Genomic DNA, 25438 nt, shown 5'->3' on the forward strand with positions numbered 1-25438 from the left:
AGTTTCGACACGGATTTGTTCAATTGACAAACTCTCGGGTCATTCAGTAAAATGAACTGGGATTAGAGGGTGGACAGAGATGAATCAACCTGATAAGCCGCAAAAATCCAATAAAAATGCTGCTGCAAGCCCTCTGAAGTATGCGGGCCTTGTAAGCGCCATCGGAATCGATCTGGCCGCGTGTACTTTAGGGGGCTTTTATCTCGGCTCCTGGCTGGACAAGATTTGGGGAGGACCCGGACTCTGGATTGCATTCGGAGTTTTGCTGGGTCTGGCGATTGGCGGCGTAAGCGTTTTTATGATCACCAAGGCAGTCATGGGGGAAAGTGATGAGTGAACTATGGAAATACCGCAGGGTATTGACTAGAGCGACACTTTATTTCCTGGCTCTTTGCTTCTTGGGTGCTGCTGTCTTCCCGCAATACCGGAGTATAGCGCTGGGTATGGTGCTTGGCTCCAGTGTCAGCCTTGCCAATAGCTTTTATTTGGGCTATAAAGTGCAAAAAGTGTTGGATTCAGTCGAAGGCGGGGGCGGCAAGAGAGTAAATATGGGTTTTCTGACCCGTGCAGCCCTCAGTGTGCTGGCCGTCGTTGTGGCCTATCAAAGGCCGGAGACGTTTAACCTGTATGCCGTAGCGGCAACACTGGTATTGGCACAGTTTCTTCTCTTATTCATAGGGATTCGATTGTCTCGTAAACAGGAGTAGACCTTCAACTGAGAAAGGGGTGAGAAAAACATGCATACATCACCGATTATTGAATTGGGCGGCATAAAATTCGACCTTTCCACAATCCTGATGCTCATCGTAACCTCCGTAATCGTGTTTGTGATCGCGAAGCTGGCAACCCGTAACTTGTCAGTCGAAAACCCGGGGAAATTGCAGAATTTCATGGAATGGACGGTGGAATTTGTCCAGAACCTGATTTCCAGCACGATGGATTGGAAGAAGGGGAAGCACTTTCTGTCCCTTGGATTGACGTTTATTATGTTTATCTTCGTCGGCAACCTATTGGGTCTTCCTTTTGGTATCGTTACAGGAGTCCACGATCCGGAACATGCGCATATCTTTGGCAAAGAAATCGTATCTGTCACCGAAGAATTTGCGAAACATCCGGATGTAGAAGAAGTCGAGCTGGCTTGGTGGAAATCACCTACGGCTGATGCCTCGGTTACCATGGGGCTCGCGTTTATCGTATTCTTCCTTTCGCACTTCCTGGGAATGACCAGAAATACAAAGAGTTATTTCAAGCACTATTTCCAACCTTACTGGTTCTTCTTCCCGATCAACGTTATCGAGCAGTTTGCGAAGCTGCTGACGCAGGGCATGCGTCTATTCGGTAATATTTTCGCGGGTGAAGTGCTGATCTCGGTTCTGTTGAAACTGACCGCACTCGGCGTAGGCGGATACATCGCTTCCGCACTCGGTCTCATCGTTTGGCAGGGCTTCAGTATTTTCGTCGGCGCTATCCAGGCATTCGTCTTTACGATCCTGACGATGGTTTATATCTCACAAATGATAGAAAGTCACGACGAACACGAACACTAGCTTCAAAGTTAAGCTTGGAGTTTTCTTTCTTCACTCTTAACTAAACATAAATAATAACAAATACACATCTCTAAGGAGGATTTTATCAATGGGAGTTTGGGCATTTCTTGCAGCTGCGATTGCAGTAGGTTTGGGCGCACTTGGCGCAGGTATTGGTAACGGTCTGATCGTAAGTAAAACGGTTGAAGGTATCGCTCGTCAGCCAGAAGCGAAATCTACGCTTCAAACGACAATGTTTATCGGTGTAGGTCTGGTCGAAGCCCTTCCAATCATCGGTGTCGTACTCGCGTTCTTGTTCTACGCAGGAGCTTAATTTAAGCAGTAAGGTTTGGCGGGGAAGGCCACGGCCATCCGCGCCTTCTTTTTAGCCGTCAGATAAGGGAGGTTCTTGGATCCTTCCTTATCTGATTGTCTGATGAACAAGATTGAACGTGCACCGGAAAGGAGTGACTAGATTGAATATTATCCCTTCGTCTTTCATTGTGGCATTGATTGCGTTTGTGATTCTGTATTGGCTCCTGAGCAAATATGCTTTCGGTCCGTTGTTCTCCATCATGGAGAAGCGCCGTGAGCTTGTGACGAGTCAAATGAACGAAGCGGCACAAACCCGCGAACAAGCCATTGCTTACGTAGAAGAACAGAAAAAAGCTCTGGAAAATGCGCGCAAAGAGGCTTACGACATTATCGAGCAATCCAGACAAACGAGCAGCAAACAGGCTGACCAGATTATGGAACAAGCCAAAGTGGAAGCTGCCCGTATTAAAGAGGACGCTGTCCGCGATATCGCAAGCGAAAAGAACAAGGCGGTTCAGGAGCTGCGCAGCGAGCTGGGCGCCGTATCCGTGAAGATCGCATCCAAGCTGCTTGAGAAGGAAGTCAGCAGCGACAAAGCTCAGGAAGAGCTCGTGGACCAGTACCTTAAAGAGGTAGGGGGCAGACCATGAGCCGGGAGACAATAGCAGCCAAGCGTTATGCGAAGGCGCTGTTTGAAGTGGCTGCGCAGCAGCAGAAAACGCTGGAAGTGGAGCAGGAGCTCAAGGCCGTCGTTGGGGCCATTACCCAGGATGACGAGATCCGCCGTTTTATCTCCACGCCCAACATTGCCGTATCGGTGAAACTGGATGTGCTGAAGAAGGCCCTTCAAGACAAAGTATCCCAGCCGGTCATGAACACCGTTGATATGCTGATCGAGCGGGGCAGAGCGGATCTGTTCGCCGACCTGCTGGACAGCTACGTCCGGATCGAAGGCGAAAGCCTTGGACTTGCGGACGCCACGGTGTACTCCACCTATCCGCTGAGCGACCAGGAAATCGAAACGGTTGCCGCGGAGTTTGGAGCATTGGCTAAGAAGAAAATTCGCGTAACCAACGTGATTGATAAAAATCTGCTCGGCGGTGTAAAAGTCGTCATCGGCGATATGCTGTACGACGGCAGTTTGGCAGGGAAGCTGGAACGGCTTGAAAAGTCTTTTAACAGACTAGCACAGTAGATAGGGGTGAAGACACTTGAGTATCAGACCTGAAGAAATCAGTACGCTGATTAAAAGTCAAATTGAACAATATAAATCTGACATCGAAGTGGCCGAAGTCGGCACCGTTATTCAAGTAAGTGACGGTATCGCCCGTATTCACGGGATCGACAATGTTATGGCCGGTGAGCTCGTCGAGTTCGCCAACGGTGTCGTAGGCCTTGCGCTGAACTTGGAAGAAAGCAACGTAGGTGTCGTTATCCTCGGACCTTACACGGAAATCAAAGAAGGCGACCAAGTAAAACGTACCGGACGCATCATGCAGGTTCCTGTTGGGGAAGCCCTGCTCGGACGCGTTGTCAACCCGCTTGGTCAGCCAGTGGACGGCAAAGGACCGATCGAAGCTTCTGCTTATCGTCCGGTTGAGAGCAGCGCGCCAGGCGTTATCGACCGTAAATCGGTACATGAGCCAATGCAAACCGGTATCAAAGCGATTGACGCTCTCGTGCCAATCGGCCGCGGACAGCGCGAGCTGATTATCGGTGACCGTCAAACGGGTAAAACCCAAATCGCGATCGATACGATCATTAACCAAAAAGGCAATGGCGTGAAATGTATCTATGTCGCCATCGGCCAAAAGCAATCGACGGTTGCGCACGTCGTGGAAAACCTTCGCCGTCACGGCGCTCTGGACTACACGATCGTCGTTACCGCATCGGCTTCCGAGCCTTCTCCGCTCTTGTACATCGCTCCTTATGCGGGCTGTGCAATGGGTGAGTACTTCATGTACAAAGGCGAGCATGCCTTGATCATCTATGATGACTTGTCGAAGCAGGCAGCGGCATACCGCGAATTGTCCCTGCTCCTCAGACGTCCTCCAGGCCGCGAAGCTTATCCTGGTGACGTATTCTATCTGCATTCCCGTTTGCTGGAACGCGCGGCGAAGCTGTCCGATGAACTCGGCGGTGGTTCATTAACCGCTCTGCCTTTCATTGAAACACAGGCGTCCGACGTATCCGCATATATCCCAACCAACGTTATTTCGATCACGGACGGACAGATCTTCCTTGAGTCCGAACTGTTCTATGCTGGACAGCGTCCGGCGATCAACGTAGGTATTTCCGTATCCCGGGTAGGTAGCTCCGCGCAGCTCAAGGCGATGAAAAAAGTCGCCGGCGGTTTGAAGCTGGATTTGGCCCAGTACCGCGAGCTTCAAGCGTTCTCCCAATTCGGTTCCGACCTTGACAAATCCACGCTGGCCCGTTTGAACCGTGGTGCGAGACTGATGGAAATCCTCAAGCAGGGGGTTAACCAGCCGCTCAGCGTTGAGCAGCAGGTAGCCAGCTTGTACACGGCAGTCAGAGGACACCTGGACGACATTCCTGTCGGCGACATCCGTCGTTTCGAGAGCGAATTCCTGGCGTTCCTTGAAAGCAACCATCCTGAGATCATGGCATCCATCCGCGATACCAAAGATCTGGTTGCCGACAACGAAACGGCTCTGAAAGCGGCTATTGATAAATTTAAAAGAGGCTTTGCTGTGATGGCGTAAGCCTGGACGTGAACCGGGCCGCAAGGCTCGGGTTCATCTTTTTAGATATGCGCATCGAAGTTAGCTTTGACTACGTCAAAGCTATGCAAATGCTTTCGAAGTAACTTTAGCTTTGCTAAAGTTCAGTTTCGCTTACGAAGTTAGCTTTGACTACGTCAAAGCTATGCAAATGCTTTCGAAGTAACTTTAGCTCTGCTAAAGTTTTGAGGTGGTGAAAACATGGCAAGAGGATTACGCGAAATTAAACGTCAGATCAAAAGTATTCAAGGCACGAAGCAGATCACGAAGGCGATGGAAATGGTCGCTGCCTCCAAGCTGAGAAGAGCCCAGGAGATGGCGCAGCATTCCCGTCCATACTCCGAGAAGCTGAAGGAAGTGGTCTCCAGCATCGCGTCCGGTACCAAAGGCATCAAGCATCCGATGTTTGAGAAACGTCCCGTGAAGAAAACCGGATACCTGGTCATCACCTCCGACCGCGGTCTTGCGGGCGGTTCGAACGCCAACGTGTTGAAGCTTGTCTCGACGATGATTAAGGAACGCCATAAGTCCAATGATGAATACGAATTGTTCGTGATTGGACGGAAAGGCCGCGACTACATGCGCCGCAGAGAGCTTCCGATTGTGAAAGAGGTTACGGACTTGTCCGACACGCCATCGTTTGCTGACATCAAGTCGATCGCTTCCGCAGCGGTCCGCGAGTTTGAGGAAGGCAAAATCGATGAACTGTACGTCATCTACAACCGCTTTGTGAACGCGTTGACGCAAATTCCGGAAGCCAATCTGCTCCTGCCGATGGACAGCATGGAATCCGCAGCTTCTCCGGTGGCCAGCTACGAATACGAGCCATCCCCGGAAGCCGTTCTGGAAGCGCTGCTTCCTAAATATGCCGAAACCTTGATCTTCAGCGCACTGCTGGACGCCAAAGCCAGTGAGCTGGGTGCCAAGATGACGGCGATGGGCGCGGCGACGAAGAATGCGACCAAGCTGATCAACGAATTGACGTTGTCTTACAACCGTGCGCGTCAGGCGGCGATCACGCAGGAAATTACGGAAATCGTATCTGGTGCGAACGCTCAGGTATAAGATTTTTAGACGGTGTCTTATTTTCGAATAACAGTTTTCATAACCCGGGGGTGCTTGTCCGCGTATGGAGAAGCCCCGCCTGGTTTTCAGCAGCAAACTCATCCTTAATCGGTCTGTCGGCTTCGGTTACCTGCGATAGACATGATCTATATTTCATAATAGAACCTTGCACGGAGCATACCGTTAAGCCGCATGGCTTACGATTTAGGTTTGCGAATACAGCAGACTTGTAGGAGGGAACAAAAAAGATGAACAAAGGACGCGTTGTCAGCATTATGGGTGCGGTTGTCGACATCGAATTCGAAAGAGGTCAACTACCGGAAATCTACAATGCAATTAAAGTTGAGGGCACAGTCGCTGGCGGACGCCAGATTGACTTGACTCTGGAAGCTTCAAACCATCTGGGCGATAACATGGTGCGCTGCATTGCCATGTCCTCCACTGATGGACTCGTTCGTGGTATGGAAGCAGTGGATTTGGGCGGCCCAATCACTGTTCCGGTAGGATCCGCTACCCTCGGACGCGTATTTAACGTACTGGGACAGCCGATCGACGAAGCGGGCGAAGTGACTTCCGAGGTTTCCAGCCCGATTCACCGTGAAGCACCAAAATACGACGAACTGTCGACCCAAGCAGAAATGCTGGAGACAGGGATCAAGGTTATCGACCTTCTCGCTCCTTACCAAAAGGGCGGTAAAATCGGTCTCTTCGGTGGTGCCGGCGTAGGTAAAACCGTGGCGATCCAGGAATTGATCAACAACATCGCTCAGGAACACGGCGGTATTTCCGTATTCGCGGGTGTAGGTGAACGTACCCGTGAAGGTAACGACCTGTACCACGAGATGAGCGATTCCGGCGTTATCAGCAAGACGGCGATGGTATTCGGACAGATGAACGAACCGCCGGGCGCCCGTCTTCGCGTGGCACTGACGGGTCTGACGATGGCGGAATACTTCCGTGATCAAGAAGGCAAAGACGTGCTGCTGTTTATCGACAACATTTTCCGCTTTACCCAAGCCGGTTCCGAAGTATCCGCCCTCCTCGGACGGATGCCTTCCGCGGTAGGTTACCAGCCAACGCTGGCAACCGAGATGGGTCAGCTTCAAGAGCGGATCACTTCCACGAAAAAAGGTTCCGTTACGTCGATCCAGGCGATCTACGTGCCTGCGGATGACTATACGGACCCGGCTCCAGCTACAACGTTCGCCCACTTGGACGCAACGACCAACCTGGAGCGTAAAATTTCCGAGATGGGTATCTATCCGGCGGTGGATCCGCTGGCATCGAGCTCCCGGATCCTGACGCCTGAAATCGTGGGCGAAGAGCATTACAACGTCGCTCAAGGCGTTAAGCGTCTCCTGGCCCGTTACAACGAGCTTCAGGATATCATCGCCATCCTCGGTATGGATGAGCTTAGCGAGGACGACAAGCTGATCGTAGGCCGTGCCCGCCGCGTACAGCGTTTCTTGTCCCAGCCGTTCCACGTGGCCGAAGCGTTTAACGGCATGCCGGGTATTTATGTACCGGTTAAAGAAACGATCCGCAGTTTCAAGGAAATTCTCGAAGGCAAGCACGACGACCTTCCTGAAGCAGCCTTCCTCTTCGTTGGAACGATTGAACAAGCCGTAGAAAAAGCGAAGACGTTGGAATAGTGTCCTGCCGGGAGCTAACTGCTTCCGAAGTGAGCATTCAGGGAGGGATGTAAGTGAGCACCTTTTTATTGGAAATCGTCACACCGGACCACGTGGCTTATTCCGGAGAGGTGGACAGCCTGGTTGTACGCGGTGTGGAGGGTGAGCTCGGCATTTTGCCGAACCACATTCCGTTGGTCACCCCGCTGCGGGTTGCTCCGATTGCCGTGACGAGCGGCAAGAAAACTACCGAGATCGCGGTTAACGGCGGCTTTGTTGAAGTACGTAAAGACAAGGTTGTCGTTCTGGCTGAGAGCGCAGAGCTTCCTGAAGAGATCGATGTTGAACGCGCACGTGCCGCCAAAGAGCGGGCCGAGCGCCGTTTGGCAGCGGGCAAGCAGGATGAGATCGATTTCCGCCGTGCGGAAATGGCCCTGCAAAAAGCGATTAACCGGATCAATGTGGCCGGTCGTAAATAATAGTACAGAAAGCCTGTCTCGTTAAAGAGACAGGCTTTTTTATTGAAACGGGATAAACCGAAGGTATAGTTCCTATGAAACCAGGGGATTCTTCTGTCATACAATCCCCATATTCCATATAGAATATAGGTGCTGACTAGTCCAAATGACCTATTTATTTCCGAGGAAATTAGACAGAAAGCGCTTTACGATAAATTATTCAAAAATAAAGGAATTGGAACTGGATTCTTGAGGTCAAGGCAAGTATTATATAATAGTCCCTTGATGAGCTTGGTTGCTGGAAGGGACACCCAGCGTTCATCGTTATTCTTTTTTTAAATCAAGTGATGATGGAGGTAAGGGCATGGATTCGGACGTATCACACAACATATCAAGCACCATCGGAGTCAGCGGTCTGATGTCCATTGTGGTGTCTTTGTTCTGCATCGGTTTGTCTTGGTGGGCGCTCCAGAACTTGAAGCTGGACCTGTTTATCAGGCATCCGAAGGGAGCTCAAGGGAAGCTGCTGCAGCTGCTGCTGGCGGTAGTACTGGGGCATTTCGTCGCTAAGTTTCTGCTCGATTATATCGGCTGGAGCAACATGATCCGGTATATGTTTTAACCGGTCAACGTTTGGTTATATCACTGATAGGCTGCTTGTAGGACTTCAGCAACTGAACATGGTTGAAAGATGTCGAATAATAACATTTTTTTATGTCAACAATGAAAAAGAACAGTTTAGGTAAGGCTGGCGGTTCCACTTGCCGATGGTGGCAGGAAAGCCTTACACGTTTAAAAAAGATGTGGACCTGGAGCCGAAAAAGTCTGATTTCGTAACTCATCCCGCTTAGCGTGCCCTGATGCCGGCCGGCTTGAAGCGATAGTTCCTCAGGAGCATATTCGCCAAAAAACGCTTGTATCCGTCAAAAGGTCAGTGTTATGATGGAAGTTAGGGAATTAGCAATGTAATTTCTTGAATATCCAGAAATAAAGGAAAAATTGGACGCGGAGGGAATCATGATGAGCAAATTTATCGTCCGCGGTGGCAATAAACTGACCGGAAGCGTGAAAGTCAGCGGGGCAAAAAATTCTGTTCTTCCGATCATCGCTGCCTCTCTTCTTGGGGAAGAAGGAGAAAGCATCATTATCGATGCGCCTCCTCTTGACGATGTAATTACAATCAGTAAAGTATTGGAATCCATAGGTGCAGTCATTACATACGAAAACGATGTAATGAGGGTCAATGCCCAAACGATTTCCTCATGTGAGGCTCCTTATGAGTGGGTGCGGAAGATGCGGGCGTCTTTTCTGGTCATGGGTCCTCTGCTTACGAGAATGGGCCATACGCGGATTTCACTGCCGGGCGGGTGCGCCATCGGTACAAGACCTATCGATCAGCATCTGAAGGGCTTTGAAGCGCTGGGTGCCGAAATCAGCCTGGGACAAGGATACATTGAAGCGAAAAGTAATGGCAGACTGCGCGGGGCCAAGATCTATCTGGACGTGGCCAGCGTAGGCGCTACTGAAAATATTATGATGGCCGCCACGCTGGCTGAAGGCGTGACGGTGATCGAAAATGCGGCGAAAGAGCCGGAAATTGTCGATTTGGCGAACTACCTGAACGGCATGGGCGCGAAAGTGCGCGGCGCCGGTACCGGTATTATCCGGATCGAAGGCGTGGAGAAGCTGCACGGTACCGAGCATACGGTCATTCCGGACCGGATCGAAGCAGGCACCTACATGGTGGCGGCCGCGATTACCGGCGGAGACGTGTACGTTGAAGGCGCGATTCCGGATCATTTGGGTCCAGTGATTGCCAAGCTTGAGGAGATGGGCGTTGAGATCGAACCAGGCGAAAACGGCGTACGCGTGAAGGCAGATCATCCGCTTAAAGCGGTTGATATCAAGACGCTGCCGTATCCGGGCTTCCCGACCGACATGCAGTCGCAAATGATGGCGCTGCTGCTCAAGTCGGAGGGCACGAGTGTCGTGACTGAAACGGTGTTTGAGAACCGCTTTATGCATGTGGACCAGTTCCAGCTGATGAATGCGGAGATCAAGGTTGAGGGCCGTACGGCCATCGTAACCGGCGGTGCCAAGCTGACAGGCGCCAAGGTATGCGCTACCGACCTTCGGGCCGGAGCAGCGCTGATTCTGGCGGGCCTCGTTTCAGAAGGAACGACAGAGGTCAGTGGAACGCATCATATCGACCGGGGTTACGTTCACCTGGCAGAGAAGCTGCAAGGCCTGGGAGCCGATATTTGGCGGATTTCCGTCGATGAGCCGACCTTGACTCAGCCGGCAGCGGCTAAGAAAGAGGCGGACAGCAAGGAAGAGGAAGTCAAGCTGGTGAATGTGCAGCCGACTTGGGTGTAAGTCCTTATTTGATCTTGTGATAGGCGGAACATTTTACTGGAAACGATTCATTGTACTGTAAACAAACAAATGGCCGGCGCTACGCGGTCATCACCATAAGCAGCTGAGAAAAGACCAGGCCCGTTGCGGCCTGGTCTTTTCTGTCGTCCAATTGTCTGCGATCCACCATTATCTTCGATTTCGTCACCTCAATCCTAGTCTTTCTTATTATAATGAGGAACTTCCCGGGGTGAATGAAACGATCCTGCCGATATCCCTGGGCCGTTTCGGCTCTGGTTCAGTTCATACTTCTTCCTATACGATGCAGGGCATCGGGTTCTGACCCAGCCTATGTTATCTCTTAAGGAATGGAAGGTTCCCTCTGCTTGGAAGGCACAATCTCTGTTTCTCTTAAAAAGGGTTCTATCACTCTCAAGCCTCTCATATGTATGAATATCGGATGTGAACGGTGAAGACGGGAGCGGACGATAGCACCGCGTCCCATCGATATCTGCCCGCCGCGCAGCCGGTATCCGGAAGGTCTAGTAACGAAGACGAAGCATGGACGGAGGTTTGAGAGAATATGAAGGATCCACGCACACAATTAAAAATTCCCGTCGCTCCCAGAAGCGAAGCGCTCACGCCGGATGATCCGAGAAGCACGGCCCCCAAGCCGGGCAGGCCGCAGCTGACGCTGCTGCCCGGCCAGGCTGCGCAGCCGCCAGAGGCTGCAGCGCCGGTGAGGCCGGAGCGCCAAGGCACGCTCCGGCCCGAGGCCCCGGGCGCACCTGGCGGCGCCCGGCACACCCCGGGGCGGCGCCCATGGACGCCGCCGCCAAGCCGCGGCCCGGCCAAAGGGCCGCGCCGCCCGGGCAGCGCCCGCAAGGTGCCCCCAGCCGCCCTGTGGGGGGCGGGCGGGGTGCTCGCTTTGGCGCTGCTGCTGCCCACGCTGGTGGTGGTGTCGACGAACCACCACCCCGCACCGGTGCCTGCGCCCATTCCGGCGCCGGCACCGGCCAAGCCTGCCGCGCCGCAAGCGGAGGCGCAGCTGCCGAACGTGTCCGTCTATCTGACGAAGACGGGACAAGTGGAAGTGCTGCCGATGGAAGACTACGTCACCGGCGTGCTGGCGGCCGAGATGCCGGCGGACTTTGAGCTTGAGGCGCTCAAAGCGCAGGCGATCGCGGCCCGCACTTTTATCGTCCGCCGACTCATCGACGGCGACATGAGCGGCGTGCCGGACCGCAAGGCGATGGTGACCGATACGGTCAGCCACCAGGCGTATATCTCTAAAGAAGTATTGGAGAAGGAATGGAAGGCGCAGGGGAAATCCGCAGAGCTGGCCAAGCTGCAGCGGGCGGTGCGGGAAACTCGCAATACGATCATGACCTATAAAGGCAAGCCGATTACGGCATCCTTTTTCTCTACCAGCAACGGGTATACCGAAAATTCGGAAGATTATTGGAAGGATGACATCCCGTACCTCCGCAGCGTAGCGAGCCCATGGGACAAAGAGCTGGCACCGGGGTACAAGGAAACGGTCACGATCAGCCGGAAAGATTTTATCACCAAGCTCGGTTTGGCCGGACAGGCTATCACGGTATCGACGGGACAGCCTTTCATTCAAGTCTTGTCTACGACGGAGGGGCACCGGATTAAAGAGATTTCCATCGGGGGTCATGTGTTCAGCGGCCGGGAAGTGAGAGAGAAGCTGAACCTGCGGTCCAGCGAGTTTACTTGGAAGACCTCGGGGGCCGACATCCAGATCACCACGTACGGATACGGGCATGGCGTCGGGATGAGCCAGTGGGGCGCGGACGGGATGGCCAAGGAAGGGTCGACCGCCACGCAAATTCTCAAACACTACTATACGGGCATCGACTTTACGCAAGCTTCAAAACTTCTCTCTAAAGATTGAAAAAATAATATAAAGAGATACGTATAAAAGATTCCGCCCCGGTAACAATGTTACTGAGGTGATAAACATATGAATGAACAAAACAAAAGTAGTCAAAACCACGGCGAAGCTCCTAAAAAAGTGCAAGGAGAGCCTGTAAATCAGCCTTCTTCGTGGAAAAAGCTGTTGTCCAAACGGTGGGTATACCCGGCAGCTTACGTGGCCGCAGCAGCAATTATACTAACCTTAGTGTGGGTCTACCAGGATACCAGCCAGAAGAACCTTACCCAAGACCCCGCTAAAGTAACGGAGCAATCTACTACCGCTTCGGATGCTGCAGCCGGTAAAGACACTGCCACAGACGCCAAGGACAATGCTGTTGAAGTAACCGCCAATGCCGAAGGTATGGTATGGCCGGTGGCGAATGCCAAAGACGTAAAAGTCGTGAAGCCGTTCTATGATGAAAATGGTACCGAAGAAAATCATCAAGCCGCGATGGTTCAGTACGATGACACGTTCACTCCGAACGTCGGTGTCGACCTGGCCCGCGCAGATGACCAAGCGTTTGACGTCAAAGCCGCTCTCGGCGGAAAAGTCACTCGCGTCGATTTGAACCCGCCGCTGACGGGAACCGTGATCGAGATTACCCATGACAACAATCTCAAGACGGTCTACCAAAGCCTCTCGGACGCCAAAGTTAAACTGGGCGACACCGTGAAGCAGGGCGATACGATCGGCACCGCCGGACGCAGCGAAATCGAGAAGGAACTGGGCAACCACGTACACTTCGAAGTGTACGACAATGGAACTCCGGTCAATCCGGAAACGGTTCTTCCGAAGCAATAACCGAAAGCATGAATAAAAAATAAGCCTAAAGGCAGGGACAATCCCTGCCTTTTGTTGTGCAAACCCTTGTGAATGGCGGGAAAGGGCTCTGGGCAGCCCCCTCGATTTGCGGGGTTATTTTGCGCTGCCCGTAAAATAAATGGGCCTTGCGGAGCTTGTCAGGCTTGGAAAGCGCGAATATATAGGCACGCCCCTCATATAATGTACCAAACTATCCACAGTAGGGAGGCGGGAGCGTGCACGATTACATCAAAGAACGGACCATTAAAATTGGTCGTTGTATCGTGGAAACGAGACACACGGTCCGAACCATTGCCAAGGAATTTGGCGTATCGAAGAGCACAGTGCATAAGGATTTAACCGAACGTTTGCCGGAAATCAATCCCGATCTGGCTGATCAGGTTAAGCACATTCTTGAATACCACAAATCGATCCGTCATCTCCGGGGAGGCGAAGCGACCAAGATTAAGTATAAAAAGACCAGCGGGAAAAAACGGGAAGCCGTCGCTTCCGCCAAAGCCTGACCATCTGGGCTTCCGGGCCCGGTTCATATGATCTTGCGGCAGGGCACACCTGTGCCCATTGTATCCCTCCCCTGAAGTATGATATGTTAAAAGATGGTATAAGGTCGAAAAATGTGATCCCTTTTTCCCAAAAATACATAACTTCCTGCCACATCCTGTCGAAATGGGACTTCTTATAAGCGGTAACAGGGACTCTTTTACCATAAAATAATACTTTGGGGGCTCTTTTCATGATGTTTAGCAAGGATATTGGAATTGATCTTGGCACAGCCAACGTGCTGATTCATGTCAAAGGGAGGGGGGTTGTACTCAACGAGCCTTCCGTCGTGACGATCGAAAGCGACACCAAAAAAGTCCTTGCCGTCGGGGAAGAAGCCCGGAGAATGGTTGGCCGCACGCCTGGGAATATCGTGGCGATTCGTCCGCTGCGCGACGGGGTCATTGCGGATTTTGCGATTACGGAAGCGATGCTGAAGTACTTCATCAGCAGTGTGGGAGGACGCAGCTGGAGCAGCCGGCCGCGGATTCTGATCTGCGCGCCTACGAATATTACCTCTGTTGAACAGAAGGCCATCCGGGAAGCCGCCGAGCGAAGCGGAGCCAAGGATGTGTTCCTGGAAGAAGAACCGAAAGCCGCAGCCATTGGCGCGGGTATGGATATTTATCAGCCAAGCGGCAATATGGTCGTCGATATCGGCGGCGGAACGACGGATGTAGCCGTCCTGTCCATGGGCGACGTCGTTACCGCCTCTTCTATTAAAATGGCGGGGGACAAGTTCGACGAAGCGATCGTGAAATATATTAAAAATAAGTACAAGCTCCTCATCGGTGAACGCACCTCGGAGGATATCAAGATCAAGGTAGGCACCGTCCGTCCGGGCGGACGCCAGGATGAGATCGATATCCGCGGGCGCGATATGGTCAGCGGACTGCCGCTTACCGTGACGGTCTCATCGAACGAAGTTCAGGAAGCGCTGTGGGAACCGGTCTCGATGATCGTGGCTGCTGCCAAGTCGGTGCTGGAACGGACGCCTCCCGAACTGTCCGCCGACATTATCGACCGCGGCGTGATTCTCACCGGCGGTGGCGCTTTGCTTGACGGATTGGACGAGCTGCTCGCCGAAGAGCTGCACGTGCCGGTGCTGATCGCGGAAGACCCGATGCACTGTGTCGTGAAAGGTACGGGACTCATGCTCGATCACTTGGACAAGGTGTCCAAGAAAGCATTCTAATAATTTGTGGCCGGCCCCTGAGCCGGCTGCGGCAAAACCCTAAAAAAACCCGGGCCTATGTCCGATATATGTACTATGGATCGCGGGCTCTGAGGAGCCCGTTCATATAGATCAGCGATGTATTCTATATTATATGAAGATAAAATTTTTATTACCCAATGAACAAGCACATGAAACAGGGAGGGACCCCATCTCAATGCTGAGAGGACTTTACACCGCCGCTGCCGGCATGATGACGCAGCAGAGCCGCCACGATACCGACGTCCAAAATATTGCCAACATCAACACCCCTGGGTACAAGCAGGTCAACAGCGTTGCCCGTTCGTTCCCCGAGGTGCTGATTTCGATGATCGGCGGGGGAGCGGAGAATCCGAACCCGCAGCTCGGCAAGCTGAACACAGGCGTTTTTGCCGAAGAGAGCTTGTCCATGTACCAGCAGGGCGTCATCACGGAGAGCGAGAAGCCGACTGACTTTGCGCTGGTGTCCGATATTGAAGTTACCGATCCGGCAACGGGCCAGAACATTCCGTTCGACCAATCCGGCAAGTATGTCGATGCGGACGGCAAAGTGACGTACAAGCCGGAGGCGTACTTTACGGTCCGCAATGCGGATGGGGAAATCGGGTATACGAAAGACGGCAGCTTCAAAGTGACTCCGGACGGTTTGCTGCTGACTTCGGCCGGGTACCAGGTATTGGATGCCAATAATCGGCCCATTCGGTTGACAGGCTCGGTGGACAGCCTTAAAGTGAACGAGCAGGGGTTTATTTTGAATCCCGCAACGGGTGCGCCCGGAACACGGCTTGGCATTGCCGTCGTGGGGCAGCCCGGCCAGATGGTGCGTACGGGTGACGGATTGTTCAAGGTGGATGATACCGCAGCTGCCGGTGTCCGCGCGTTGGGTAACGCCGACCGCGTAGAAGTGCGGCAGCATTATTTGGAGCAGTCCAACGTGGATTCCTCCGCGGCGGTCGTAGACATGAACACGGCGCTTCGGGCCTACGAGGCCAATCAGAAGGTCGTGCAATTTTATGATAAAAGTTTGGACAAGGCTGTCAACGAGGTCGGCAAGGTATAGGATGCTACGGACTAGGGAGGGTGCACGTAAATGAATAACTCCATGATCAGCGCGATGGTATCCATGAATGCGCTGCAGCGGAAGCTGGACGTCATCGCGGATAACATCGCCAACATCGATACGGACGGATACAAGCGGAAGGATAGCTCCTTCGAGGACGTGCTAACCACGGTCACGCAGCAGCCTGACGGCTTCAAGCAGAACGGACGGGTGTCCCCGCTTGGATACACAAACGGTTTTGGGATGCGGATGACGGAAATCACCCGGGATATGCAGCAGGGACCGCTGAATCAGACGGGGAATCCGCTGGATCTCGCGATTGAAGGCACGGGCCTGTTTGCGGTTGAAGCGAACGGACGCACGGCCTACACCCGGGAAGGCGCCTTCCATTTTGTGCCCGATCCCGACCCTGCCAGGCAGAATAACATGGTGCTGGTCAACAATCAGGGATACTTCGTTCTTGATACGAACGGCAGACAAATCTCCGTCGCCAACAATGCCAAGGTGGCCGTCGATCAGGACGGACAGGTCATTGTTAAGAATGCGGCGGGAACAAACACCGTGGCTACCATTCAGCTGGCATCGCCGGTCCGCCCGGATGCGCTGGTGCAGATGGACGGCAACCTGTTTGTTATTCCCGGCAACCTGACGAAGGCTCAGGTGTTCGGCAACGCCCCTTATACCGCAGCCACCTCCGGGACAACCATCCGTTCGGGATATCTGGAACAGTCGAATGTCGATTATGCGCAAGAAATAACGGATATGATGCAGGCGCAGCGCGCTTATCAGCTATCCGCCCGGGCACTGACATCCAGCGACACGATGATGAATCTGGCGAACAATATCCGTGGATAGGAGTTCTGCAATGAGTGAGAAAACCCAAGCAGCTGGCAAAGCGAAACCGGCCGTGCGGAAGACGGCAAGATGGAGAATCGTCATCCGCTGGATGATTCCGCTGTTTTTGCTGCTCGCTCTGGTTGGCGGAATGACCTTCGGTTATGTCTTTATCGGCAAACAGAGCCTGTCCGACGTGTTTCAATGGAAGACTTGGCAGCATGTGATCGATTTGGTATTTGCGCCCTAACGGGCGTCTAACCGCTGACTTTTGACAGAAAACTCCTTCCATTCGGGAGTTTTCTTTTTTTGCTCGGAAAATGTATAATGATGGGGGACTTGCGAAGCCCGTACAAAAGGGCCTCCCCCGTGCCGTTCATCAGGATCGGCATACCGGAGAAAGGCCCCTTATCTGAACCTTCACTTCTGCAGAGGGTGAAGGATAGTTTAGTTTTTTCCGAAATCTATGGATTTTATGCAGTATAACCCTTGAAAGTTGCGGTGATTCGCCTATTTTGAAAGGAGTTTGAGAGACGTGCTTAACGTGAAAGAAATTCAGGAGATCATCCCGCACCGGCCTCCGTTTTTGCTGGTGGACCGCATCATCGAGATGGAAGTCGGTAAGCGCGCGGTCGGGATCAAGAATGTAACCATTAATGAGCCTTTTTTCATCGGCCACTTTCCGGAATATCCGGTTATGCCTGGCGTGCTGATCACCGAGGCGCTGGCGCAGGTAGGGGCAGCCGCTATTTTGAAGGAAGAGAGCAACCGGGGCAAAATCGGCTTTCTGGCCGGTCTCGATAACTTCCGCTTCCGTGGACAAGTGGTGCCCGGCGATACGCTTCGCCTTGAGGTGGAAATTACCCGCCTGAAGGGAAGCATCGGGAAGGGACACGCCGTAGCCAAGGTCGACGATAAAGTCGTCGCGGAAGGCGACATCATGTTTGCCCTGTCCGACCCCGCACAATCTTAAGTAACCATCATTCTTATTATGGAAAGGAGAAGCAGTAATGACACAACAACTCAGCACTCAAGCAAGTGAGAATGTCAAGCAATGGCTTCAAGATCCTTCTATAGATGAAGAAACGAAACGGGAGCTCGAAGGGCTGTCCGATCAGCCGCTGGAGCTGGAAGACCGTTTTTACAAAGATTTGGAGTTTGGCACAGGCGGTCTCCGCGGCGTGATCGGCGCAGGAAGCAACCGCATCAACCGGTACACCGTCGGCAAGGCGACGCAAGGATTTGCACGCTACATACTGGAGCAGCACGGTTCGGCTGAGGGCACGCCTTCGGTCGTGATCGCCCATGATTCCCGCCACTTCTCGCCGGAGTTTGCGCTGGAAGCCGCTCTGGTGCTTGCAGGCAACGGTATTACCGCCAAGCTATTCCCGTCCCTGCGCCCGACGCCGCAGCTGTCGTTCAGCGTGCGCCATTTGGGAGCGACCGGCGGCATCGTCATTACGGCGAGCCATAACCCACCGGAATATAATGGGTACAAGGTTTATAATGCCGAGGGCGGACAGCTTGTCCCTGACGAAGCGGAGAAGGTCATCTCTTACATCCAGCAGGTCGATTCCTTCGCTGCGGTGAAGCGGCTGGATCAGCAGGAAGCGGAAGCGAAGGGGCTGCTCGTATGGCTCAGCCAAGAGGATGACGATGCGTTTATCCGCACCGTAGCCGATGTCAGCGTTAACCGCGAAGCGATTGCTTCGAAGCTTGGCAAAGATTTTAAAATCGTCTACACGCCGCTTCATGGGACAGGAAATATTCCGGTCCGCCGTGTGCTGGAGGAAGTCGGCTTTACGAACGTGCATATCGTAGCGGAGCAGGAGCAGCCGGACGCGGAATTTTCCACCGTGAAGTCTCCGAACCCGGAAGAGCGCGAAGCGTTCACGCTGGCCATGAAGGTAGGGCAGGAGATCGGTGCTGATTTGTTGATCGGAACCGACCCGGATGCCGACCGCATGGGTGCGGTGGTGAAGAACCAGGCAGGAGAGTTCGTCGTATTGTCCGGCAACCAGTCCGGGGCACTCATGATTTATTATTTGCTCAGCCAATTAAAAGAAGCCGGCAAGCTGCCAAGCAACGGGGCGGTTATCAAAACGATTGTAACCAGCGAGATGGGTGCGACGATCGCCAAGCATTTTGGGGCGGAAGTATTCAACACGCTGACCGGCTTTAAATACATTGGGGAGAAAATGACCCAGTTCGAGAAGACCGGCTCCCATACGTATCTGTTCGGATACGAGGAGAGCTACGGATACCTCGCCGGCAACTATGCCCGCGATAAGGACGCCGTACTGGCCTCGCTGCTCATCTGTGAAGCGGGTGCCTACTACAAGGCTCAAGGCAAGACGCTGTACGAAGTGCTGCAGGAGCTGTATGAGCAGTTCGGCTACTTCCAGGAGAAACTGGAGTCCCGCACGCTGAAAGGCAAGGACGGCCTGGCCCAAATCCAGGCAAAAATGTCCGATTGGCGCAGCAACCCGCCGCAGACGGTGGCAGGACAAGCCGTCACGCAGGTTCTGGATTATTCGAAAGGGCTGGACGGCCTGCCGAAGGAAAACGTGCTGAAATATATGCTGGAAGACGGTTCCTGGTTCTGCCTGCGCCCATCGGGGACAGAGCCGAAGATCAAGGTATACTTTGCCGTGAGAGGCGACTCTCTGGATGATGCGAATGCGCGTATTCAGAAATTGTCGGATGAAGTGATGGCAAGGGTTGACGCCTAACATTTAAGAAATGGATATTCCGGGAGGCCGCGTGTTCGAAGAAGAACGCTGCGGATTCCCGGAGTTATTATGAGGAGGTACTTTTGGTGCATCAGAAATGGCAGCGTTGGAACACGGCATCCCGCAAATGGCTGTGGATTCTCGTCGTGCTGGGCATAATCGCCGCGATTCCGGTGATTTATGACCGCTACCGGACGGAGTCATCTTCCAATAACGTAGAGTTGGTGTATAACTATCGCGGACTGGTGGAGACGGCTTCGTATCAAGCCCATCCGGAGGAATACCTTCAGCAGCAGCTGGATCAGCTGAAGGCGGCGGGCGTGACGAGCATGGCGATGTTCGAGAGTACGCTGGACGATTTTAAAAAATCCCGCCGCATCATGATGTTTAATGCGGGGGACGTCGCCTCGATGACGAAGAGCGTCATCCCAACCAACGATAACTATACCTATATTCTGTTTACGAACGAAGAGAATGCGGGACGCTTGTCTCCCCTGATCGAAGACACCTTTACGGGGATCGGCATCGGCGTCAAGCCATGGGAATTCAACGGGCAGAAGGGCCTGATTCTGGAAACTTCCCCGGAGGATGCCGTGCTCAAGCCAATGCAGCCAGATCCGATTGCATTCGAAATGCTGCGCAGCAAAGGATTCAACATCGTGCCGCGGATGTCCGACAGCCTTCCTTACAACCAGGAAGCGATGGACAAGCTGCTGGCCTACTATCAGGCGAACGGCGTCAAACGCGTATTGTTTGAGGGCGATTCCGTTAAAGGCTTCAATGACAATGAGGATATGAACAGCCTGCAGGGCTTTGCCAACCTGCTGAACCAATACGGGATCGGCATTGCGGCCATCGAGAACCTGAAGCAGCCGCAGAAGGGGCTGTCCAAGCTGGCCTACGATACGGATTACAATGTAGCCCGTCTGTACTCCCTGAGCGACCGTGATGCTGCGGCGCTGAGCCCGGAGACGATTGCCGACCGGTTTGCGCTGGCGACGAAGGACCGGAACATCCGGATGCTGTATATCAATGTCGCTCCATCCCGCAACGTAACCAAGGCCACGATTACCGATTCTGTGGAAAATATCGTGAAAACTCTGCAGGAGCCGGGAAATGCCATCAAGCAGATGGAGAACAACGGCTTCAAGATGGGACAAGCGGGAGCATTCCATATTTATGATTCGGCCGGACAGCGTTATTTTAAAATGGTTGTCGTGCTCGGCGGGGTTGCCTTCGTTGCGCTCCTCGTTTCTTACTTTATCCCGGCACTGACCCTGATCGCATTTGTGCTTGGGTTAATTGGCAGCGCAGGACTGTATGTCCTCAAGCCGACGCTGTTTGAACAAGCGCTGGCTCTGCTCGTGGCGATCAGCGCCCCGACGATTGCCGTGCTGCTGGCGGTCCGAAAGCTGAACGAAATGAACGCGGCCAACGCCGGGCTTACATCTGGACGCCGGTTGGCTCATGCGGTTGTGACTTATATCAAGACGGCGATTATTTCGATGAGTGCGATTCCTTTTGTCATCGCGCTGCTGAACAACATTACGTACAGCCTGGTACTGAATCAGTTCCGCGGCGTCAGCCTGCTGCATGCGGCGCCGATCGGTCTCATTGCGATTTATGTCGTGCTGTACCGCGGCGGAAAACCGCTGCAGCAAATCGGTAAATTATTCCGCACCCCGATTACATTGGTCTGGGTAGTGGCAGCCGCTGTCCTAGGTGTGTTAGGCTTATATTATCTGAGCCGCACCGGTAACGGGGGAAGCGTCAGCTCGATCGAGATGACATTCCGCACGTTCTTGGAGAATACGTTCCACGTTCGTCCGCGGAGCAAGGAGCTCGTCGCGCATCCACTGTTCCTGCTGGGCATCTTCTTGTCGCTTAGATACCGGAACGTTGTTTATTTGATGATCTTTACTGTCATCGGCCAGCTGTCGATGGTGGATACATTCGCGCATATCCACTCGCCGATGAAAATTTCGTTCGTTCGTGACCTGCTTGGTCTGGGTCTCGGATTTATCTTTGGCCTGATCGCCATTGGCGTATGGCAAGTACTGGAAGGGTGTTGGAAACGATGGGTACCACGTCTCAGAAGACCGTAGTCATCTCCGGATACTACGGGTTCCGGAACAGCGGGGATGAGGCGGTGCTCCAATCGATCTTGACCGCTCTGGAGGAGCGGGGGAAGGCAGCCGGCGTTTCGATTCGGCCGGTGGTTCTCTCTATCGATCCTGAGTGGACCAAGGTCACCTACGGCGTGGACGCGGTACACCGGATGAAGCTGGGCGAAGTGAGACAGGCGCTGAAGGAAAGCTCAGGCCTGATCAGCGGCGGCGGCAGCCTGCTGCAGGATGCCACCAGCTCCAAGACGATCCCTTATTATCTCGGGGTGATCAAGCTGGCCCAGTGGTTGAAAAAGCCGGTCTTTATCTACTCTCAAGGGATTGGGCCCGTCAACCGGAAGTTGTTTCACCCGTTCATCAAAAGCGTATTTAACAAATGTGAATATATATCGGTTCGGGATCAAGAGTCGGCACGCCTGCTGGAGCGCATGGGGCTGGGCTGGAACCGGGTTCAGATCGTGCCTGATCCGGTGATGGGCCTGACGACCGGCGGCAAGAAGCCAGAATCGCTGCAGGAGGATGCTGAACGTCCGCTGCCGGTAATCGGCATCTCGGTCCGCTATTGGGATCCGGAGCGCCGGGAGCTGCAGGCGATGGCCGACGGGCTGAGCAAGCTGTGCCAGGAGCAGGCGGTGCATCTGCGCTTCCTGCCTTTCCATCTGCCGGACGATGTGAAAGCGTCGCAGGAAATCATCGACCGGATGGGCGATGTATCCGCGAACGGCAGCGTCGTGTCGGTGTGCCGCGATGCGGTACATCCGCAGCAGATGCTGGCCGAGGTTGGCCGCTGTGACGTCGTTATCGGCATGAGGCTGCACAGCCTCATCTATGCCGCGAATCAGCTGGTGCCGATGATCGGCGTGTCCTATGATCCGAAGATCGATAACTTTTTGAAGCGGCTGGATCTGGAGCCTGTAGGGACAAGCGCTTCGCTGGCGCCTGAGGCGCTGAAGAGCGAAGTGGCCCGCCTGCTGAGCGAGAGCAGCCTCTGGCAGGAGGCGAACCGCGAGCGCATCGCGGTGCTGATGGAAGAGGCGCAGGCTCCGGCGCAGCATATTATTGATTTTTTGCAGCAGCAATAAAGGATAAGGTGATTATAGCGTGAACCAACCAAGCCAAGTGCCCACGGTGCCGATTTTCGGCATTCCGGTGAGCCGATGGGGCATGACCGATACCGTTCAATATTTAACCGGACTCATCCAGTCGGGTGAGCGCCGGCCGCATCAGATCATTACCGCCAATCCCATTATGGTGATGACGGCCCTTCAGGACCCTGCTTACATGGACGTCATGAGGGGAGCCGATCTGCTCGTCCCGGACGGGACGGGAGTGGTATGGGCGGCGGATAAAGCCGGATCGCCCGTGAAGGAACGCGTTGCAGGTTTTGACCTCCTACATGAATTGATGAAGGTCGGAGAAGACTATCACTGGAAAGTGTATTTGCTCGGATCGACGTCTGAAGTGATTCAGGCGACGGCGGAGCGGTTACATTTGCAGTATCCGGGGGTTCAAATCTCGGGATTTCGTGATGGCTACTTTTCCCAGGAGCAGGACGCCGAAGTGATCGCGGCAATCCGTGAAGCGGAGCCGGACATTCTGTTCGTGGCACGCGCCGTAGATACGCAGGAACCTTGGATCGCGCGTTACAAGGAGCAGCTCGGCGTACCGGTCATGATGGGCGTCGGAGGAAGCTTCGACGTCATTTCCGGCAAGTCCAAACGGGCTCCCAAGCTGTTCCAGCAGCTGCGGGCGGAGTGGTTATACCGCCTGTTAAAGGAACCGACGCGAGCCAAAAGAATGCTTGCGCTGCCGAAATTCGTAGTGAAAGTGCTGCGGGATAAAGAAAACCTGACAAAACCCAGATAAAAAGATGAAATCGTCTTGAATAACCCGATATTTTGCGAAAAAACGGGATTGGTTTTATTTTTCGATCAGAGTATAATTCAATCCGGTAGAACAATTGGGGGTTGAACAATCACATGTTAATGCTAGCCATCATCGGATGTATCGTGTCGCTCATCCTGGCACTGGTCTTGACGCCGCTCGTCAAGAAGCTGGCGGTGAAGATCGGAGCCGTGGACGTACCGAATGCCCGAAAAGTGCATACGCGAATTATGCCCCGGCTTGGCGGTTTAGCCATATATCTTGCTTTTATACTAGCCATGTTCGCAGTGCTTCCGTTTGTCGCTGATCATTTCTCGATGCGGGATTCCAACTTTATTAAGGCATTCCTGCTGGGAGGAACGCTGATTGTGCTGATCGGCGCGCTCGACGACCGCTTCGAACTGTCGGCCAAGGTGAAGCTGCTCGGACAGATCATCGCTGCATGCGTGGTCGTGTTCGGATTCGACATCAAAGTGGACTTTGTAAATATTCCTTTTGCTGATAACTATTCTTCGCTTGAAAACTGGATTTCCATTCCGCTGACCATCATTTGGATTATCGGCGTGACGAACGCCATTAACCTCATCGACGGTCTCGACGGCCTGGCAGCCGGCGTATCCGGCATTGCGATCGGCACCATCCTCGTGATGTCCCTGCTAATGGGCAACATGATGGTCGCTATGCTGTGTCTCTTGCTTCTCGGCGCCATCGTCGGGTTCCTGTACTTCAATTTCCACCCGGCCAAGATTTTCATGGGGGATACGGGATCGCTGTTCCTGGGCTTCTGTCTGGCGATGCTCTCCCTGCTTGGATTCAAGCAGATTGCGATCATCTCGTTTATCACCCCGCTGATCATCATCGGCGTGCCGCTGTCGGATACGTTCTTTGCGATCATCCGCCGCTGGGTGCAGAAGAAACCGATCTTCGCACCGGACAAGGGCCACCTGCATCACTGCCTTCGCGAAATCGGCTTCAGCCACCGCCAGTCGGTGCTGATCGTGTACGGCATCGCCGCGTTCTTCGGCGTCCTGGCGGTCATCCAGTCCTCGGCGGCGATGTATGAAGCGAACTGGGTCACGTTCGTCGTGATCTGCGTCATGATGTTCTTCCTGCAAATCGGCGCAGAGATCATCGGCCTCGTCGGCAAGACGAAGCGGCCGATCCTGAATCTGATTGCCCGGCTGCGGATGAAGGTTAGTGAGAATCGTCATAATTAGGGTAAGATAAGAAGCGTTTTGCAATTATATATATTGTAGAGGAACGTCGCACCTGGGGGTGCGGCGTTTTTTATTACTTATGGAGCAGTCATAAGTCTTTCTGCCTATCCAAAATCAGGATGAACAGCCTATCGACAATAATTTAAAAAATAAATAAAGTTTGTTTAGTCAAATGCTAACTAGCTGGGTAATAAACATGAGTGTAAGTAATTTAAAAGGGGAGAAGGGTACATATGAAAAAATTGATTATTGGTCTTACGGTTGGAATGCTCATCGGGTCCTCTACGGTAGCTATGGCTGCCACTTCGAGCACAGTGAAAGCAACGCTTGTTAAGTATAAAATTATCGCGAATGGAATACCGAAACAGGTGGCATCCAACCAATTGTCCTATAATGGGAACACTTATGTTCAACTGCGCGATGCCGGCTCTATTTTTGGTTATAACACAACGTATGAAGCGGCAAGCAAAACGATTAAATTTATTCCCAAAAACGGAACTGAGGGTTGGATTACACTCGGGGATTATGCCGGCGGAGCAAATTTCAAAGTTGAAGTGGATGAGAAAAAACCATATGTTTACAACCTGATCCGAGGCAAAGACGAAATTATATCTTCCTTTAACACGCAGGATCTCAAAGAACGAGAAGAAAGAGGCTCATCTACGACTACAAACGGAACTGTCATTTATTTCACTAAAATAAACGGTTCCCTTGTTCTGAGCAAAGAAAGCTTGAAAAAAGCTGGATTAATGTAGAGATTACTTATACTTGTGTAATTTTAAGGATTCCAAGCCTGGAAGCACTGAGGTGCACCGGGTTTGGGATTTTTTTATTTTCTCTTTATTTCGATTACAACAACACTATGCTTAACATAGGGGGGGACTTTTTTCTAGTTTCACCTAAAAAATAGGAAGAAAGTATCCGATAGAAAGAGTAAGAGAACCAATTGGAATTTCCAGTCATGATTACCGGAA

At 52.9% G+C, this 25438-nt stretch carries 26 protein-coding genes; all 26 read left to right on the forward strand.

Annotated elements, in window-relative coordinates; translation table 11 throughout:
* Window positions 1-79 precede the first annotated feature (79 nt).
* The 26 genes from C7820_RS25905 to C7820_RS26030 all read left to right on the forward strand — a co-directional run bounded on the left by C7820_RS25905 (window position 80) and on the right by C7820_RS26030 (window position 25219).
* On the forward strand, window positions 80-337 hold the full coding sequence (locus tag C7820_RS25905) for an AtpZ/AtpI family protein (protein WP_116233469.1): 258 nt from the start codon (window positions 80-82) through the stop codon (window positions 335-337).
* Entirely contained in the window at window positions 330-707 is a 378-nt protein-coding gene (locus tag C7820_RS25910) for an ATP synthase subunit I (RefSeq protein WP_076174683.1), read from the forward strand. Before C7820_RS25905 ends, C7820_RS25910 begins: the two co-directional genes overlap by 8 nt.
* Before the next feature lie 30 nt (window positions 708-737).
* A complete protein-coding gene (gene atpB, locus C7820_RS25915) occupies window positions 738-1547 on the forward strand; it encodes a F0F1 ATP synthase subunit A (protein ID WP_076174681.1) in 810 nt (269 codons plus the stop codon).
* An 88-nt stretch (window positions 1548-1635) separates the two neighbouring features.
* Complete coding sequence (gene atpE / locus C7820_RS25920; protein ID WP_036706394.1) at window positions 1636-1860, forward strand: F0F1 ATP synthase subunit C; 225 nt, start codon at window positions 1636-1638, stop codon at window positions 1858-1860.
* 142 nt (window positions 1861-2002) lie between these two features.
* On the forward strand, window positions 2003-2491 hold the full coding sequence (gene atpF, locus C7820_RS25925; protein WP_116233470.1) for a F0F1 ATP synthase subunit B: 489 nt from the start codon (window positions 2003-2005) through the stop codon (window positions 2489-2491).
* Complete coding sequence (locus C7820_RS25930) at window positions 2488-3036, forward strand: F0F1 ATP synthase subunit delta (protein WP_089549717.1); 549 nt, start codon at window positions 2488-2490, stop codon at window positions 3034-3036. Before atpF ends, C7820_RS25930 begins: the two co-directional genes overlap by 4 nt.
* Before the next feature lie 16 nt (window positions 3037-3052).
* Window positions 3053-4567, forward strand: coding sequence for a F0F1 ATP synthase subunit alpha (atpA, locus tag C7820_RS25935; RefSeq protein ID WP_076174674.1), 1515 nt, complete (start codon window positions 3053-3055; stop codon window positions 4565-4567).
* A gap of 219 nt (window positions 4568-4786) precedes the next feature.
* Window positions 4787-5650: an ATP synthase F1 subunit gamma gene (gene atpG / locus C7820_RS25940; protein ID WP_076174672.1), complete on the forward strand. Its 864-nt coding sequence runs from the start codon at window positions 4787-4789 to the stop codon at window positions 5648-5650.
* Between the two features lie 248 nt (window positions 5651-5898).
* Complete coding sequence (atpD, locus tag C7820_RS25945) at window positions 5899-7302, forward strand: F0F1 ATP synthase subunit beta (protein WP_076174670.1); 1404 nt, start codon at window positions 5899-5901, stop codon at window positions 7300-7302.
* Window positions 7303-7355: 53 nt separating this feature from the next.
* Window positions 7356-7760 (forward strand): F0F1 ATP synthase subunit epsilon, encoded by a 405-nt coding sequence (locus C7820_RS25950; RefSeq protein WP_076174668.1) that lies wholly within the window; start codon window positions 7356-7358, stop codon window positions 7758-7760.
* Window positions 7761-8103: 343 nt separating this feature from the next.
* On the forward strand, window positions 8104-8361 hold the full coding sequence (locus tag C7820_RS25955) for a DUF1146 family protein (protein ID WP_116233471.1): 258 nt from the start codon (window positions 8104-8106) through the stop codon (window positions 8359-8361).
* Between the two features lie 398 nt (window positions 8362-8759).
* Window positions 8760-10115, forward strand: coding sequence for a UDP-N-acetylglucosamine 1-carboxyvinyltransferase (gene murA / locus C7820_RS25960; protein WP_116233472.1), 1356 nt, complete (start codon window positions 8760-8762; stop codon window positions 10113-10115).
* 562 nt (window positions 10116-10677) lie between these two features.
* On the forward strand, window positions 10678-12012 hold the full coding sequence (spoIID, locus tag C7820_RS25965; protein ID WP_116233473.1) for a stage II sporulation protein D: 1335 nt from the start codon (window positions 10678-10680) through the stop codon (window positions 12010-12012).
* Window positions 12013-12081: 69 nt separating this feature from the next.
* Window positions 12082-12837 carry a M23 family metallopeptidase gene (locus C7820_RS25970; protein ID WP_116233474.1) on the forward strand — a complete coding sequence of 252 codons (756 nt, stop codon included), beginning with the start codon at window positions 12082-12084 and terminating at the stop codon, window positions 12835-12837.
* 236 nt (window positions 12838-13073) lie between these two features.
* On the forward strand, window positions 13074-13361 hold the full coding sequence (spoIIID, locus tag C7820_RS25975; protein ID WP_089549722.1) for a sporulation transcriptional regulator SpoIIID: 288 nt from the start codon (window positions 13074-13076) through the stop codon (window positions 13359-13361).
* Window positions 13362-13594: 233 nt separating this feature from the next.
* Window positions 13595-14593: a rod shape-determining protein gene (mreB, locus tag C7820_RS25980; RefSeq protein ID WP_181909208.1), complete on the forward strand. Its 999-nt coding sequence runs from the start codon at window positions 13595-13597 to the stop codon at window positions 14591-14593.
* Between the two features lie 196 nt (window positions 14594-14789).
* Window positions 14790-15671, forward strand: coding sequence for a flagellar hook-basal body protein (locus C7820_RS25985; RefSeq protein WP_116233476.1), 882 nt, complete (start codon window positions 14790-14792; stop codon window positions 15669-15671).
* A gap of 30 nt (window positions 15672-15701) precedes the next feature.
* On the forward strand, window positions 15702-16526 hold the full coding sequence (locus C7820_RS25990; protein WP_116233477.1) for a flagellar hook-basal body protein: 825 nt from the start codon (window positions 15702-15704) through the stop codon (window positions 16524-16526).
* Window positions 16527-16536: 10 nt separating this feature from the next.
* The gene (locus C7820_RS25995; protein WP_076174647.1) at window positions 16537-16755 is read left to right on the forward strand and encodes a DNA-directed RNA polymerase subunit beta; all 219 of its coding nucleotides are present in this window, start codon (window positions 16537-16539) and stop codon (window positions 16753-16755) included.
* 285 nt (window positions 16756-17040) lie between these two features.
* Window positions 17041-17478 (forward strand): 3-hydroxyacyl-ACP dehydratase FabZ, encoded by a 438-nt coding sequence (fabZ, locus tag C7820_RS26000; protein ID WP_076174644.1) that lies wholly within the window; start codon window positions 17041-17043, stop codon window positions 17476-17478.
* Window positions 17479-17515: 37 nt separating this feature from the next.
* Window positions 17516-19237 carry a phospho-sugar mutase gene (locus C7820_RS26005; RefSeq protein ID WP_116233478.1) on the forward strand — a complete coding sequence of 574 codons (1722 nt, stop codon included), beginning with the start codon at window positions 17516-17518 and terminating at the stop codon, window positions 19235-19237.
* 86 nt (window positions 19238-19323) lie between these two features.
* On the forward strand, window positions 19324-21342 hold the full coding sequence (locus tag C7820_RS26010; RefSeq protein ID WP_116233479.1) for a DUF5693 family protein: 2019 nt from the start codon (window positions 19324-19326) through the stop codon (window positions 21340-21342).
* Complete coding sequence (gene csaB / locus C7820_RS26015) at window positions 21315-22445, forward strand: polysaccharide pyruvyl transferase CsaB (RefSeq protein WP_116233480.1); 1131 nt, start codon at window positions 21315-21317, stop codon at window positions 22443-22445. Before C7820_RS26010 ends, csaB begins: the two co-directional genes overlap by 28 nt.
* 19 nt (window positions 22446-22464) lie before the next feature.
* Window positions 22465-23229: a WecB/TagA/CpsF family glycosyltransferase gene (locus C7820_RS26020; RefSeq protein WP_258875419.1), complete on the forward strand. Its 765-nt coding sequence runs from the start codon at window positions 22465-22467 to the stop codon at window positions 23227-23229.
* 113 nt (window positions 23230-23342) lie between these two features.
* Window positions 23343-24464, forward strand: a complete 1122-nt coding sequence (locus tag C7820_RS26025; protein WP_116233481.1) for a glycosyltransferase family 4 protein — start codon at window positions 23343-23345, stop codon at window positions 24462-24464.
* 233 nt (window positions 24465-24697) lie between these two features.
* Window positions 24698-25219, forward strand: a complete 522-nt coding sequence (locus C7820_RS26030) for a stalk domain-containing protein (RefSeq protein ID WP_116233482.1) — start codon at window positions 24698-24700, stop codon at window positions 25217-25219.
* Window positions 25220-25438 lie beyond the last annotated feature (219 nt).

It is taken from the genome of Paenibacillus sp. VMFN-D1 (assembly GCF_003386155.1).
Lineage (GTDB): Bacteria > Bacillota > Bacilli > Paenibacillales > Paenibacillaceae > Paenibacillus_AQ > Paenibacillus_AQ favisporus.

What these genes read in the sequence shown, in the direction of transcription:
- C7820_RS25905 (WP_116233469.1), top strand. Translation starts at nt 80, where the DNA reads ATGAATCAACCTGATAAGCCGCAAAAATCCAATAAAAATGCTGCTGCA.
- C7820_RS25955 (WP_116233471.1), top strand. Translation starts at nt 8,104, where the DNA reads ATGGATTCGGACGTATCACACAACATATCAAGCACCATCGGAGTCAGC.
- C7820_RS25910 (WP_076174683.1), top strand. Translation starts at nt 330, where the DNA reads ATGAGTGAACTATGGAAATACCGCAGGGTATTGACTAGAGCGACACTT.
- atpG (WP_076174672.1), top strand. Translation starts at nt 4,787, where the DNA reads ATGGCAAGAGGATTACGCGAAATTAAACGTCAGATCAAAAGTATTCAA.
- atpB (WP_076174681.1), top strand. Translation starts at nt 738, where the DNA reads ATGCATACATCACCGATTATTGAATTGGGCGGCATAAAATTCGACCTT.
- atpD (WP_076174670.1), top strand. Translation starts at nt 5,899, where the DNA reads ATGAACAAAGGACGCGTTGTCAGCATTATGGGTGCGGTTGTCGACATC.
- csaB (WP_116233480.1), top strand. Translation starts at nt 21,315, where the DNA reads ATGGGTACCACGTCTCAGAAGACCGTAGTCATCTCCGGATACTACGGG.
- C7820_RS26005 (WP_116233478.1), top strand. Translation starts at nt 17,516, where the DNA reads ATGACACAACAACTCAGCACTCAAGCAAGTGAGAATGTCAAGCAATGG.
- C7820_RS25995 (WP_076174647.1), top strand. Translation starts at nt 16,537, where the DNA reads ATGAGTGAGAAAACCCAAGCAGCTGGCAAAGCGAAACCGGCCGTGCGG.
- murA (WP_116233472.1), top strand. Translation starts at nt 8,760, where the DNA reads ATGAGCAAATTTATCGTCCGCGGTGGCAATAAACTGACCGGAAGCGTG.
- C7820_RS25990 (WP_116233477.1), top strand. Translation starts at nt 15,702, where the DNA reads ATGAATAACTCCATGATCAGCGCGATGGTATCCATGAATGCGCTGCAG.
- C7820_RS25970 (WP_116233474.1), top strand. Translation starts at nt 12,082, where the DNA reads ATGAATGAACAAAACAAAAGTAGTCAAAACCACGGCGAAGCTCCTAAA.
- C7820_RS26030 (WP_116233482.1), top strand. Translation starts at nt 24,698, where the DNA reads ATGAAAAAATTGATTATTGGTCTTACGGTTGGAATGCTCATCGGGTCC.
- C7820_RS25985 (WP_116233476.1), top strand. Translation starts at nt 14,790, where the DNA reads ATGCTGAGAGGACTTTACACCGCCGCTGCCGGCATGATGACGCAGCAG.
- C7820_RS25930 (WP_089549717.1), top strand. Translation starts at nt 2,488, where the DNA reads ATGAGCCGGGAGACAATAGCAGCCAAGCGTTATGCGAAGGCGCTGTTT.
- spoIID (WP_116233473.1), top strand. Translation starts at nt 10,678, where the DNA reads ATGAAGGATCCACGCACACAATTAAAAATTCCCGTCGCTCCCAGAAGC.
- mreB (WP_181909208.1), top strand. Translation starts at nt 13,595, where the DNA reads ATGTTTAGCAAGGATATTGGAATTGATCTTGGCACAGCCAACGTGCTG.
- atpE (WP_036706394.1), top strand. Translation starts at nt 1,636, where the DNA reads ATGGGAGTTTGGGCATTTCTTGCAGCTGCGATTGCAGTAGGTTTGGGC.
- C7820_RS26025 (WP_116233481.1), top strand. Translation starts at nt 23,343, where the DNA reads ATGTTAATGCTAGCCATCATCGGATGTATCGTGTCGCTCATCCTGGCA.